Origin of the sequence: Microbacterium sp. 69-10 (assembly GCF_001897945.1) — a bacterium.
Classification (GTDB): Bacteria; Actinomycetota; Actinomycetes; order Actinomycetales; family Microbacteriaceae; genus Microbacterium.
Genome location: NZ_MKRT01000028.1, coordinates 74,675 through 88,734, shown reverse-complemented (window position 1 = coordinate 88,734; position 14,060 = coordinate 74,675). Strand labels below are relative to the sequence as shown.

The 14,060-nt window shown below is 69.4% G+C and carries 8 protein-coding genes and 1 tRNA gene; 1 reads left to right on the top strand and 8 read right to left on the bottom strand.

All coding sequences use genetic code 11. The features are described 5' to 3' along the window. The 3 genes from BGN97_RS14860 to polA form a co-directional block, all read right to left on the bottom strand. Window positions 1-1,083 (bottom strand): MFS transporter (locus tag BGN97_RS14860; protein WP_292703117.1); only part of this gene is annotated, 1,083 nt, incomplete at its 3' end. A 65-nt stretch (window positions 1,084-1,148) separates the two neighbouring features. Next, window positions 1,149-2,822: a DUF885 domain-containing protein gene (locus BGN97_RS14855; RefSeq protein ID WP_292703114.1), complete on the bottom strand. Its 1,674-nt coding sequence runs from the start codon at window positions 2,820-2,822 to the stop codon at window positions 1,149-1,151. A 39-nt stretch (window positions 2,823-2,861) separates the two neighbouring features. Next, window positions 2,862-5,495 (bottom strand): DNA polymerase I, encoded by a 2,634-nt coding sequence (polA, locus tag BGN97_RS14850; protein ID WP_292703112.1) that lies wholly within the window; start codon window positions 5,493-5,495, stop codon window positions 2,862-2,864. A 63-nt stretch (window positions 5,496-5,558) separates the two neighbouring features. Between polA and BGN97_RS14845 the strand changes: the two genes are divergently transcribed. Beyond that, the gene (locus tag BGN97_RS14845) at window positions 5,559-5,981 is read left to right on the top strand and encodes a hotdog fold thioesterase (protein ID WP_292703609.1); all 423 of its coding nucleotides are present in this window, start codon (window positions 5,559-5,561) and stop codon (window positions 5,979-5,981) included. 61 nt (window positions 5,982-6,042) lie between these two features. On the opposite strand, the gene BGN97_RS14840 is transcribed toward BGN97_RS14845, so the two are convergent. The 5 genes from BGN97_RS14840 to gltB form a co-directional block, all read right to left on the bottom strand. Continuing rightward, window positions 6,043-6,660 carry a response regulator gene (locus BGN97_RS14840; protein ID WP_292703110.1) on the bottom strand — a complete coding sequence of 206 codons (618 nt, stop codon included), beginning with the start codon at window positions 6,658-6,660 and terminating at the stop codon, window positions 6,043-6,045. A 26-nt stretch (window positions 6,661-6,686) separates the two neighbouring features. After that, window positions 6,687-6,769: transfer RNA gene (locus BGN97_RS14835), tRNA-Leu, on the bottom strand. Window positions 6,770-6,837: 68 nt separating this feature from the next. Further along, complete coding sequence (gene pyk / locus BGN97_RS14830; RefSeq protein ID WP_292703606.1) at window positions 6,838-8,286, bottom strand: pyruvate kinase; 1,449 nt, start codon at window positions 8,284-8,286, stop codon at window positions 6,838-6,840. 56 nt (window positions 8,287-8,342) lie between these two features. Then, complete coding sequence (locus BGN97_RS14825) at window positions 8,343-9,809, bottom strand: glutamate synthase subunit beta (RefSeq protein ID WP_292703108.1); 1,467 nt, start codon at window positions 9,807-9,809, stop codon at window positions 8,343-8,345. Then, on the bottom strand, window positions 9,802-14,060 hold a 4,259-nt coding region (gene gltB, locus BGN97_RS14820), incomplete at its 5' end, for a glutamate synthase large subunit (RefSeq protein ID WP_292703106.1). The genes gltB and BGN97_RS14825, both read right to left, overlap by 8 nt.

Here is a 14,060-nt window from a genome sequence, read left to right as displayed (position 1 = left end):
CATTCCGGTCGTGATGATCATGCCCTCGCTTCCGGCGATGCCGAAGAGCACTGCCGAGACGGCGGAACCGGTCAGGAACACCGACAGGGTCAGACGCCTGCCCCACACCTCGATCAGCCACGCCGCGGCGGCGTACCCCGGCAGCTGCGCGAGCGTGATCAGCAGGGTGAAGCCGAACGACTTGACCAGGTCGTAGCCGGCGGCGAAGAGGATGCTGGGGATCCAGATGAACGCGCCGTAGTAAGCGAAGTTCACGCAGAACCACACCAGCCAGACGCTGGCGGTGCGGAGCCGGAACTCCGGCGCCCACAGCAGGGCGACCCGCCGCGACGCGGTGGGGGCGAGCGTCTCGCGCACCGGCTCTCTGCGGATCGCGGGGGTTCGCTGCAGGTCGGCATCCGTCTCCAGCCGCGAGACGATCCGCTCGGCCTCCCCCATGCGACCCCGTGACACCAGCCAGCGCGGCGACTCGGGCAGGCCCCACCGCACGACCAGGGCGTACACCGCGGGGATCGCACCGAGCGCGAACGCCCACCGCCAGCCGTTCTCGGAGGCCGGGATCACGAAGTAGCCGATCAGGGCGGATGCCGTCCAGCCGACCGCCCAGAACGCCTCCAGGATCACGATCAGCCGACCGCGGATGCGGGCGGGTGCGAACTCGCTGACGTACGTGGACGCCACCGGCAGCTCGGCGCCGAGCCCGAGGCCCACGAAGAACCGGAGCACGATGAGCATGGCCACCCCGCCGACCAGGGCGCTCGCCCCGGTCGCGAGGCCGTAGATCAGCAGCGTCACGGCGAAGACGTACCGGCGCCCCAGCCGGTCGGCCAGCAGCCCGCCGACGCTCGCGCCGATCGCCATCCCGATGAATCCGGCCGATGCGATCCACCCGGTCGTGAACGAATCGAGCGACCACTCCCGGGCGAGCACCGCGATGATGAACGAGATGAGGCCGACGTCCATGGCGTCCAGGGCCCAGCCGACGCCGGAGCCCGTCAGCACGCGCAGATGCGAGCGCGTGAAGGGCAGGGCGTCGAGTCGTGCGGCCAGGGACGACCGGCTCGTCAGCGAGGGTTCGGACATGCTCTCATCGTAGAGGTGAGGTCAGTATGACCACACCTCTACGATGAGATGCCCGCACGCGGGTCTCAGACGTGGAACACGGATCGCAGCGTGTCCAGGCCCACGCCGCCCATGTCGAGGGCGCGCTTGTGGAACCCCTTGAACGAGAACGCGTCGCCCTCCTGGGCGCGCACGGCGTCACGGACCTGCTCCCAGATGCGCTGTCCGACCTTGTACGACGGCGCCTGGCCCGGCCATCCGAGGTAGCGGTTCACCTCGAACTGGCGGAACTCGTCGGACATGTTCACGTTGCGGCGCATCATGTCCAGGGCGTAGTCGTGGTCCCAGACACCGTCGCCGTCGAGGCGCGGCTTGCCCAGGTGGACGCCGATGTCCAGCACGACGCGCAGGGCGCGCATGCGCTGGCCGTCGAGCATGCCGAGCCGGTCCGCGGGATCGTCGCGGTAGCCGAGCTGCTCCATCAGACGCTCGGCGTACAGGGCCCAGCCCTCGGCGTGACCGGAGGTGCCCGCCAGCACGCGCCGCCAGGTGTTCAGCTCGGCGCGATTGTAGGTCGCCTGCGCGATCTGCAGGTGGTGGCCGGGGACGCCCTCGTGGTATACCGTGGTCAGCTCGCGCCAGGTGTCGAACTCGGTCACGCCCTCGGGCACGGACCACCACATGCGGCCGGGACGCGAGAAGTCGTCGGTCGGCCCGGTGTAGTAGATCCCGCCCTCCTGGGTGGGGGCGATCATGCACTCGAGCTCGCGGATCTGCTCGGGGATGTCGAAGTGACTGGTGCCGAGGTCCGCGATGGCCTTGTCGCTGGTCTCCTGCATCCAGCGCTGCAGCGCCTCGGTGCCGTGCAGCTTGCGGGACGGATCGGCCTCGAGGTGCGCGACCGCCTCCTCGACCGTGGCTCCGGGGAGGATCTCGTTCGCGATCGAGTTCTGCTCGGCGATCATCCGCTCGAGCTCGTCGCGGCCCCACTCGTAGGTCTCGTCGAGGTCGATCGTGGCACCGAGGAAGCGGCGGGAGTTCAGCGCGTAGAGCTCGCGGCCGACGGCATCCTGCTCCGGTGCCGCCGGAGCCAGTTCGCCGGTGAGGAAGGCGCGCAGCTCGTCGTAGGCGACGCGGGCGGCGCCCGAGCGGTCGGCGAGCTCCTTGGCGAGGGACGCCGGCAGCTGACCCTCCTCGGGAGCGGCCTCGGCGACGAACGCCGCGAAGAAGCCGTCATCCGCCGTGTAGCGGCCGATCTGGGTGGCCACCTCGGTCACCTGCCGGCGGGCGGGGACGACGCCCTGGCGGATTCCCTCGCGCAGCGTTTCGGTGTAGCCCTTGATGGCCGCGGGCAGCGCGGCCAGGCGCTCCGCGACGACCGACCAGTCCTCGGCGGTCGCCGTGGGCATCAGATCGAACGCCTGCCGGAAGTCCTGCGGCGCGGACGCGATCACGTTCAGATCGCGCAGGTGCCACTGTGCGTCGTGCAGCTCCACCTGCAGGCGGAGCTCGGAGGACAGGTCGGTCTTGGTGACCCGATCGATCTCGTCGACGGGCTCCAGTGCGTCGAGCTCGGCGAGTGTCGCGCGTGCCGCGGCGACCGAGCGTTCGTGGCCCTCGGGGCTGAGGTCGTCGAGCTTTCCGTTCGCCTCGTTACGGCCGATGTAGGTCGCCAGCGTCGGCGACAGATCCACAAGGGTGTCCACCCAGCGCTCGGCGACCTGGTCGATCGCGGAGGGGGTGCGGGGTTCAGCAGTCATGGATTCGAGCCTAGCCCCGCACGGCCGCAGGTCAGGGGATCAGTGCGCCGCTTCGTTCCAGTTGCGTCCGCGACCGACCTGCACGTCCAGCGGCACCGAGAGGTCGGCGGCTCCGCCCATGCGCTCGCGCACGATCGCCTCCACGGCGTCCCACTCCCCCGGCGCGATCTCGACGACGAGTTCGTCGTGGATCTGCAGCAGGGCCCGTGAGCGCAGCTCGGCCTGGCGCAGGTCCGCGTGGATGCGGAACAGGGCGATCTTCATGATGTCGGCGGCGCTGCCCTGGATCGGGGCGTTCAGCGCGGCGCGCTCGGCGTTCTCGCGCAGCACCCGGTTGGGGCTGCTGAGGTCCGGGAACGGGCGCCGGCGACCGAAGATCGTCTCGGTGTAACCGTCTTCCTTCGCCTTCAGTACCGAGGCGCGAAGGTAGTCGCGCACCGCGCCGAACCGGGCGAAGTACTCCATCATCAGCTGCTTGGCCTCGGACTGCTCGATGCGCAGCTGCTTGGACAGCCCGAAGGCCGAGAGCCCGTAGACGAGGCCATACGACATCGCCTTGACCTTGGTGCGCATGGCCGAGGTGACCTCCTCGGGCGCGACGCCGAAGACCCTGGCGCCGACGAACCGGTGCAGGTCCTCACCGGAGTTGAACGCCTCGATCAGCCCGGCGTCACCGGACAGATGCGCCATGATGCGCATCTCGATCTGCGAGTAGTCGGCGGTGAGGAGGGACTCGTAGCCCTCCCCGACCTCGAAGGCGCTGCGGATGCGACGGGACTCCTCGGTGCGCACCGGGATGTTCTGCAGGTTGGGGTCGGTGCTGGACAGCCGTCCGGTCTGGCTCCCGGTCTGCACGTAGGTGGTGCGGATGCGATGGTCGGCGCCGATCGCGGTGTCGAGCGACTCGATGATCTGGCGGAGCTTGGTGGCCTCGCGATGCTGCAGCAGCAGGTCGAGGAACGGGTGCGGGTTGGTGTCCTGCAGATCTGCGAGCACTGCCGCATCCGTGGAGTAGCCGGTCTTGGTCTTGCGCGTCTTGGGCAGCTGGAGGTCGTCGAACAGCACCTCCTGCAGTTGCTTGGGCGAGCCCAGGTTGAACTCCCGGCCGACGAGCGCGAACGCGTCGGCGGCGAGGCTCTCGGTGCGGGTGAGCAGCTCGCCCGAGAACGTGGAGAGCACGTCGTGGGAGACGGCGACGCCCGCGACCTCCATGTCGGCCAGCGTGAGCAGGGTCGGCAGCTCGATGTCGGTGAGCACCGTCGTCACGGAGTCCGGCATCGCCTCGCGGATCGCGGCGGCCGTGCGCAGCGTGAACCAGGCCTCCTGGGAGGGCGTCGCGCCGTCTGTCTCGGGCACGAGCTGGGTGGGATCGGCCTCGGGCAGCTTCTCGTCGAGGTAACGGCCGACGAGGTGCGCGAGGGTCTTGTCCGGGAAGCTCGGGCGCATCAGCCAGCCCGCGAGCAGCGTGTCGTAGGCGATGCCGCCGATGCGGATACCGGACCGCAGCAGCGCCTTCACCTGCGGCTTCGCGTCGTCGAGCACCTTGGGCGCGTCGGACTCCAGCCAGCCGCGCAGCGCGGCAGCCGCGTCGTCGTTCCAACCGCCCTCGTGCAGCTCCGTCGCACTGGCGAAGCCGAAGCGCGTGATCGTCGAGCCGTTCAGCACGAGGCGCACGCCGATCTCGCCGTCCTGCGCGGCGAGCCACTCGGCCGCGGCGGACGCCGACGACTCGGTGGGCTCGGGCACCTTCACGGCGGGCTCGTCGTGCACGGGCTCGTCAGCGGCCCCGACTGCCTCGAAGACGCGCGGCAGCAGGGTGCGGAACTCCAGGCGTGCGAAGATGTCGCGCACCGCCTGGGCGTCGATGGGTGCCACGGCCAGCTCGTCGGGGCCGACGGGCAGCTCTACGTCGTTCAGCAGGCGGTTCAGCCGCCGGTTGCGGCGCACGTCCTCGATGTGGTCCCGGAGGTTGCCGCCGACGACGCCCTTGATCTCGCCGGCTCGCTCGAGCAGCTCGTCCAGCGAGCCGAACTGCGTCAGCCACTTGACGGCCGTCTTCTCCCCCACCTTCGGCACGCCGGGCAGGTTGTCGCTGGTCTCGCCGACCAGCGCCGCGATGTCGGGGTACTGCTCCGGCCGGACGCCGTAGCGCTCCTGCACGGCGATCGGGTCGTAGCGCTTGAGCTGCGACACCCCCTGCACCGAGGGGTACAGCAGCGTCACCTCGTCGTTCACGAGCTGGATCGAGTCGCGGTCGCCGGAGACCACGAGCACGTCGTAGCCCTTCTCGGAGCCCTGTCGTGCGAGCGTCGCGAGGATGTCGTCGGCCTCGATGCCCTCCTTGGTGAGCACCGGGATCGACATCGCTGCCAGGCAGTCCTGGAGCAGCGGGATCTGGCCTTTGAACTCGTTCGGGGTCTCGGAGCGCGTCGCCTTGTACTCCGGGTACTCATCGGTGCGGAACGAGTGCCGCGAGGTGTCGAAGGCGATGGCCATGTGCGTGGGCTTCTCAGCCTTGATGAGGTTGACCAGCATCGACAGGAAGCCGTAGATGGCGTTCGTGTGCTGGTTGTCCCTGGTCGTGAAGTTCTCGACCGGAAGGGCGAAGAACGCCCGGTACGCGAGCGAGTGGCCGTCGACGACCATGAGGGTAGGCTTTGCGGAGTCCGTCACCCTGCAAGCCTAACGAGAGCGACGGACACTCACCGAGGAGGACGCGTGACGGATCAGGCTCAGATGGACGAGCAGGCTCGGATGACGGGTATGGAGTGGGCCACGCAGCGCGGCATGGGCGCTCTGGCGCAGAAGATGGGGATCGAGTTCACCGAGTTCTCCGTCGAACGCAGCGTCGGCACGATGCCCGTGGAGGGCAACACCCAGCCCGTGGGCCTGCTGCACGGCGGCGCGTACGTGGTGCTGGGCGAGTCGCTCGGTTCGATGGCCGCCAACCTGCACGCCGGACCCGGCCGTCTCGCGGTCGGCGTCGACATCAATGCCACGCACACGCGCTCGGCGACCTCGGGCATCGTCACCGGGGTCTGCACGCCGATCCACCTCGGCCGCAGCATGACGGTGCACGAGATCGTGGTCACCGACGATCAGGGCCGGCGCTGCTCCACGATCCGCATCACCAACATGATCAAGGAGATGCCCGCCTGACGCGGATGCGAACGGGGCCCCGCCATCAGGCGGGGCCCCGTTCGATGTCAGGGGATCGTGCTCACTTCTTGGGGGCGAGCTGCTCGATGATCGCCTTGGCGACGTCCTGCATCGTGAGACGGCGGTCCATGGACGCCTTCTGGATCCAGCGGAACGCCTCAGGCTCGCTCAGGCCCATCTTCTCGTTCAGCAGGCCCTTGGCGCGATCGACGAGCTTGCGGGTCTCGAAGCGCTCGACCATGTCGGCGACCTCTGCCTCGAGCGTGATGATCTGCTCGTGGCGGGCCAGCGCGATCTCGATCGCGGGCAGCAAGTCGTTCGGCGGGAAGGGCTTGACCACGTACGCCAGTGCACCGGCCTCGCTCGCGCGCTCGACGAGCTCCTTCTGGCTGAACGCGGTCAGCAGCACGACGGGTGCGATGTTGTTCTTGTGGAGCTTCTCGGCCGCGCTGATGCCGTCGAGCAGAGGCATCTTCACGTCCATCACGACCAGGTCGGGGCGCAGCTCGGTGGCGAGGGCCACGGCCGTCTCACCGTCGCCCGCCTCGCCGACGACGTCAAAGCCGTTGTCGCGGAGGATCTCGACGATGTCAAGGCGGATCAGCGACTCGTCCTCGGCGACGACCACGCGTCGCGGGGCGGATGCCGTGGGCTGCTCAGGCTGTTCTACGTCAGTCACGGTAAGAATCCTATCTGTTCACCTTGTGCCGGCGGTGGGACTCGAACCCACACGTCCTCTCGGACAAAGCATTTTGAGTGCTCCGCGTCTGCCATTCCGCCACGCCGGCCCGGATCGACTTTAGCGCACGGCGAAGGGGCGGACCCGCAGGCCCGCCCCTTCGAAAGCGTCTCAGTCTCAGACGCCGGTCTTGTAGATCGGCGCCGCTCCACCCACGGCATCCCCCACCTTGTGGATGCGGATGTCGTTCGTGGAGCCGATGATCCCGGGAGGGGAACCGGAGATCACGACGACCTTGTCCCCTTCCTTCGCCAGGCCGGTGCCGAGCAGGTGCTCGTCCACCTGGTGGTACATCGCGTCGGTGTGCTGCACCATCTCGACGAGGGTCGAGCGGATGCCCCAGGTCAGCGCCATGCGGCGGCGGATGCCGGGCTCGGGCGTGTACGCGAGCATCGGGATGCGCGAGCGCAGCCGCGAGAGGCGGCGCGCGGAGTCGCCGGACTGCGTGAACACGCAGAGGAACTTGGCGTCGACGAACTCGGCGACCTCCAGAGCCGCGAGCGTCACCGCGCCACCCTGAGTGCGCGGCTTGTTGGTGAGCGGGGAGATCCGCTCCAGCCCGTGCTCCTCGGTCGACTCGATGATGCGGGCCATGGTCTCCACGACCACCACGGGGTACTCCCCCACGCTGGTCTCGCCGGAGAGCATCACGGCGTCAGCGCCGTCGAGCACGGCGTTGGCGACGTCCGAGGTCTCGGCGCGGGTGGGTACGGGGCTGTTGATCATCGACTCGAGCATCTGCGTGGCGACGATCACCGGCTTCGCGTTGCGGCGAGCGAGCTCGACCGCGCGCTTCTGCACGATCGGGACGGCCTCGAGAGGCAGCTCGACACCCAGGTCTCCACGGGCGACCATGATGCCGTCGAACGCGTCGACGATCTCCTCGAGTGCATCGACCGCCTGCGGCTTCTCGATCTTGGCGATGACGGGGACGCGCACGCCCTCCTCGGCCATGATCTCGTGCACGCGCTCCACATCGGCGGCGTTGCGCACGAACGAGAGCGCGATCAGGTCGGCGCCGGTGCGCAGACCCCAGCGCAGGTCCTCCTCGTCCTTCTCGCTCAGAGCCGGGACGTTCACGGCGACACCGGGCAGGTTGATGCCCTTGTTGTTCGACACGGCGCCGGCGACGACCACGCGGGTCGTGACGACGGTGCCGTCGGTGTCCACGACCTCGACGCGCACCTTGCCGTCGTCGATGAGCAGGAAGTCGCCCGCCTTGACGTCCTGAGGGAGCCCCTTGAACGTCGTGCCGCAGATCTCCCGGTTGCCGATGATGTCCTCGGTGGTGATCTTGAAGATGTCGCCGACGGCGAGCTCGTAGGGCCCGTCCTCGAAACGACCGAGGCGGATCTTCGGTCCCTGCAGATCGACCAGCACGGCGACGGCGCGGCCGGCGTCGTCCGCGGCCCGGCGCACGTTGGCGTAGTTCGCCTCGTGCACGGAGTAGTCGCCGTGGCTGAGGTTCAGCCGTGCGACGTCCACACCGGCCTCGATCAGTGCACGGACCGTTTCATAGGTCGAGGTTGCAGGCCCGAGTGTGGCCACGATCTTCGCGCGTCTCAACGGCATCTCCAGGGTGGGAAGGGGTACGGGGACTTGGCGACGTTGCCACACTCAGCCTACGCAGGCTTGACGCTGAGTGCGACCTCCGTTGCAGCGACCGGTGCGGGCAGCGTGGTGGCGCCCATCAGGTCGCGATCGATGGCGGCTGCGGCGGCACGACCCTCTGCGATCGCCCAGACGATCAGGGACTGTCCGCGCCCGGCGTCGCCGGCGACGTAGACCCCGGGCTCCGAGGATGCGAACCGCGCGTCGCGCTGGTACACGCCGCGACCGGTGAGGGCGGGCACGTCCCTCTCGCCGAGCACGTCGGCCTCCGGTCCGGTGAAGCCCATCGCGATGAGCACGAGCTCGGCGGGGATCTCCCGCTCCGTTCCGCTCTGCGGTACCCGCTTGCCGTCGACGAACGCGGTCTCGGCGACGCGCAGGGCGCGCAGCGCCCCGGTGTCGTCGGAGAGGAACTCCACCGTCGAGGCGAGGTAGGTGCGCTCACCGCCCTCCTCGTGTGCGGACTGCACCTCGAACAGGGTGGGCTGCGTCGGCCAGGGCTGGTTCTCGCTGCGCTCCGTGCCAGGACGCCGCCCGATGGCCAGGTTGGTCACGCTGCGCGCGCCCTGGCGGTGGGCGGTGCCGATGCAGTCGGCGCCGGTGTCGCCACCGCCGATGACCACGACGTGCTTTCCGGCGGCGCTGATCTGGCCGGGGACCTCGTCACCGGCCACCGCACGGTTGGACTGCACCAGATAGTCCATCGCGAAATGTACGCCGGGCAGGTCACGACCGGGGATCGGCAGATCGCGCGGCACCGTGGATCCGGTCGCGATGAGCACGGCGTCGTAGCGCGCCCGGAGGTCGCTCCAGGACAGCTGCGCGCCGATCTCGACGCCCGGCCGGAAACGGGTGCCCTCCTCCTCCATCTGACGCAGACGCGCGTCGACGTGGCGCTTCTCCATCTTGAAGTCGGGGATGCCGTAGCGCAGCAGCCCGCCGATGCGGTCGTCGCGCTCGTAGACGACGACGGTGTGACCGGCGCGGGTGAGCTGCTGAGCCGCGGCGAGCCCGGCGGGGCCGGACCCCACCACGGCGTCCGTCTTGCCCGTGAGGCGCTGCGGCGGGCGGGGCTGCACCCAGCCATTCTCGATCGCGTCATCGGCGATCGACTGCTCGATGTGCTTGATCGTGACGGCAGGCTGGTTGATCCCCAGCACGCAGGCGCTCTCGCACGGTGCCGGGCACAGCCGCCCGGTGAACTCCGGGAAGTTGTTCGTGGCGTGCAGCCGGTCGCTCGCTGCCTGCCGCTCGTCGCGCCAGGTCAGGTCGTTCCACTCCGGGATGATGTTGCCCAGCGGGCATCCGGAGTGGCAGAACGGCACGCCGCAGTCCATGCAGCGTCCCGCCTGGCGGCGCAGCACGGTGCGGTCGGTGTCCTCGTAGACCTCTTTCCAGTCCATGATGCGCACCGCCACCGGACGGCGCGCCGGCAGCTCGCGCTGAGTCGTCTTGAGGAAGCCCTTCGGGTCAGCCACGGGTCACCTCCAGGATCCGGGTCCAGATATTCTCGCCGTCGGGGTCGTCCCCTGCGGCCTGCGCCTTGCGGCGGATCTCCTGCACGGCGGCGTAGTCCCGCGGCAGCACCTTGACGAAGGCGGTCCGCAGGGCGTCGGCATCGGCGAGCAGCTCGGTCGCCAGCGGCGAACCCGTGCGCTCGACGTGCTCGGTCAGCAGGTGGTTCAGCGTCGCGGCGTCGGCGTCATCCAGCGGCACGAGCTGGAGCTCGCCGCTCTCGAGCGCCTCCGCGTTCACCTGCGTCTCGCGCAGCGCGTGCACGTATGCGACACCGCCGGACATGCCTGCACCCAGGTTGCGTCCCGTGGTGCCGAGGATCACGGCGAGCCCGCCGGTCATGTACTCCAGGGCGTGGTCGCCGACACCCTCCACGACCGCCGTCGCGCCCGAGTTGCGCACCAGGAACCGCTCCCCCACGACACCGGAGATGAACATCGTCCCCGAGGTGGCGCCGTACCCGATCACGTTGCCCGCGATCACGTTCCGGTGCGGTTCGAACGACGCATCCCTCGGCGGGCGGATCACGATGTCCCCGCCGGAGAGGCCCTTGCCGACGTAGTCGTTGGCGTCTCCCTCGAGTCGAAGCATGATGCCCGCCGGCATGAATGCGCCGAGCGACTGACCGGCCGTGCCCTGGAGCGTCACGTCTATGGTCTCCGGCGGGAGGCCGGCGGCGCCGTAGCGCTCCGTGACGTGGTGGCCCAGCATCGTCCCCACCGCGCGCTCGGTGTTGCGGATCGGCAGGTCGATGCGCACCGGGTCGCCCTGCTCGAGGGCGTCCCCGGACAGCGCGATCAGCGTGGTGTCGAAGTGCTTGTGCAGTTCGTGGTCCTGCGTCCGGCCGCTCTTGCGCGGCTCCCCGGAGGGGAACACCGGCCCGGCGAGGATCGGCGACAGGTCCAGTCCCTCGGTCTTCCAGTGGTGGACGGCGGCGTCGGTGCGCAGCAGCTCGGTGTGGCCGATGATCTCGTCCAGCGACCGGAAGCCGAGCGCCGCGAGGTGCTCGCGCACCTCTTCGGCGATGAACTCCATGAAGTTGACGACGAACTCCGGCTTGCCGGTGAACCGCGACCGCAGCAGCGGGTTCTGGGTCGCGACGCCCACGGGGCAGGTGTCCAGGTGGCAGACCCGCATCATAATGCATCCGCTCACGACCAGCGGTGCGGTCGCGAAGCCGAACTCCTCGGCTCCCAGCAGGGCGCCGATGATCACGTCGCGGCCGGTCTTGAGCTGTCCGTCGACCTGCACCACGACGCGGTCGCGCATGCCGTTGAGCATGAGCGTCTGCTGCGTCTCGGCGAGTCCCAGCTCCCACGGCGTACCGGCGTGCTTGAGTGAGTTCAGCGGGCTCGCGCCGGTGCCTCCGTCGTGCCCCGCGACGAGGATGACGTCGCTGAGCGCCTTCGCCACGCCCGCGGCGACCGCGCCGATACCGGACTGGCTGACCAGCTTGGTGTGGATGCGGGCCTTCGGGTTCGCGCGCTTGAGGTCGAAGATGAGCTGCTTGAGGTCCTCGATCGAGTAGATGTCGTGGTGCGGCGGCGGGGAGATCAGCCCCACGCCCGGCGTCGCGTGACGCGTGCGCGCCACCCACGGGTACACCTTCTGCGGCGGCAGCTGCCCGCCCTCGCCGGGCTTGGCGCCCTGGGCGAGCTTGATCTGCAGATCGGTCGCCTCGGTCAGGTACTGGCTGGTCACGCCGAACCGGCCGGACGCCACCTGCTTGATGGCGCTGCGGCGCTCCGGGTCGACCAGGCGTTCCGGGTCCTCGCCGCCCTCACCAGTGTTCGACTTGGCGCCGAGGCGGTTCATCGCGATGGCGAGCGTCTCATGAGCCTCCTGCGAGATCGAGCCGTAGCTCATCGCTCCGGTGGAGAACCGCTTGACGATCGCGTTGACGGGTTCGACCTCGTCCAGCGGGACGGGCGGCCGCTCGCCGGTGCGCAGCTCGAAAAGGCCGCGCAGGGTCTTCAGCTCGTGCGCCTGGTCGTCCACGAGCTTGGTGTACTCGCGGAAGATGTCGTATCGGCGGGTGCGGGTGGAGTGCTGCAGGCGGAACACCGTGTCCGGGTTGAACAGGTGTGGGGACCCGTCTCGCCGCCACTGGTACTCGCCGCCGGTCCACAGCCGCTCGTGCGCCCTGGCCGCCTCGTCCTCGGGATAGGCGTAGTCGTGTCGCGCCTGGTTCTCGGCGAACACGTCCTCGATGCCGATGCCGCCGAGCTTGGTCTCGGTGCCGGTGAAGTAGGCGTCGACGAACTCCTGGCTCAGGCCGATCGCCTCGAACACCTGCGCTCCCGCGTAGGAGCCGACCGTGGAGATGCCCATCTTGGACATGATCTTCAGCGCGCCCTTGCCGAGCGCGTGGATCACGTTGTGGACGGCCTCCTCCGTGCTGATGCCCGTGATGTAGCCGGTGCGCACCAGGTGCTCCACGGTCTCCATCGCCAGGTACGGGTTCACGGCCGAGGCGCCGTAGCCGATCAGCGTGGCCACGTGATGCACCTCGCGCACATCGCCCGCCTCGACCACGAGACCGACCTTCATGCGGTTCTCGCGGCGGATGAGGTGGTGGTGCACGGCGGCGACCATGAGCAGCGACGGGATCGGGACGAGGTCCTTGTTCGAGTCGCGGTCCGACAGGATCAGCAGCTCCGCGCCGCGTTCGATCGCGGCATCCGCCTCGGCGCACATCGCCGCCAGCCGGTCAGCCAGCGTGTGGGGACCCGCGTCGAAGTGGTACAGGCCGCGGATGGTGGCGCTGGAGCGGCCGGGAAGAGCGCGGTCGATGTGCCGGATCTTCGCCAGCTCGTCGTTGTCGATGACCGGGAAGTCGAGGCTCACCGTGCGCGCATGCTCGGGACCCCAGTCGAGCAGGTTGCGCTCGGGTCCGAGGCCGAGACGCAGGCTGGTGACGACCTCTTCGCGGATCGCATCAAGGGGCGGGTTCGTCACCTGCGCGAACTGCTGCACGAAGTAGTCGAAGAGCAGCCGCGGGCGCTCGCTGAGCGCCGCGATGGGCGTGTCGCTGCCCATCGCGCCGAGCGGCTCGGCACCGTTCTGCCCCATCGGGGTGAGCAGGATGCGCACCTCCTCCTCCGTGTAGCCGAAGGTGCGCTGGCGACGGGTGATGGATGCCGCGGGGTGCACGATGTGCTCGCGCTCGGGGAGGTCGGCCAGGCGCACGGCGCCCTCCGCCAGCCAGTCGGCCCAGGGGTGCAGGGCGGCCAGATCGCGCTTGACCTCCTCGTCCTCGATGATGCGGCGCTGCGCCGTGTCGACCAGGAACATCCGGCCGGGCTGCAGGCGCCCGCGGCGCTTGATGCGCTCCGGTGCGAACTCCAGCACGCCCGTCTCGCTGCCGATCACGACGAGTCCGTCGGTGGTCTCGGTCCAGCGCCCGGGGCGCAGGCCGTTGCGGTCGAGCGTGGCACCCACCTGCACGCCGTCGGTGAAGATCAGGGCGGCGGGGCCGTCCCACGGCTCCATCTGGTTCGCGTGGTACTCGTAGAACGCGCGCAGATCCGGGTCGAGGTCGGTCTGCTTCTCCCATGCGGCGGGCACCATCATCATGACCGCGTGCGGCAGGCTGCGACCGGTCAGGGTGAGCAGCTCCAGCACCTCGTCGAAGGATGCCGAGTCGCTGGCGCCGTCGGTGCAGATCGGGAGCAGCGGGGCGATGTCGCCGAGCAGCTCGGACTCCAGCTGCGACTGCCGGGCGCGCATCCAGTTGCGATTGCCGCCGATCGTGTTGATCTCGCCGTTGTGCGCGAGCATCCGCAGCGGCTGCGCGAGCGGCCAGGACGGGAACGTGTTGGTCGAGTAGCGCGAGTGCACCACGGCGAGCTCGGAGGCGAAGCGCTCGTCCTGCAGATCGGGGTAGAACGGCTCCAGCTGCAGCGTGGTGACCATGCCCTTGTACCCGAGGGTGCGGGCCGACAGGGAGACGAAATAGGCGCCCAGCTCGTGTCCGGCGCGCTTGCGCAGCCGGTAGGCCAGGCGGTCCAGGGCGATGCCGGCGACGGCGCCGGGGGCCGTGATGAAGAGCTGCTCGAACGCCGGGCGGGCCTCATCGGCGAGCTTGCCCAGGTGCTCGTTGGCGGTGGGGACGACGCGCCAGCCGAGGACCTCGAGTCCTTCCTCTGCGGCGAGGCGCTCGATGCCGGCCTTCTGCTCGCGGCGGGCGCTCGACTCCAGAGGGAGGAACGCCA

What these genes read in the sequence shown, in the direction of transcription:
- BGN97_RS14845 (WP_292703609.1), top strand. Translation starts at nt 5,559, where the DNA reads ATGGACGAGCAGGCTCGGATGACGGGTATGGAGTGGGCCACGCAGCGC.
- BGN97_RS14855 (WP_292703114.1), bottom strand. Translation starts at nt 2,822, where the DNA reads ATGACTGCTGAACCCCGCACCCCCTCCGCGATCGACCAGGTCGCCGAG.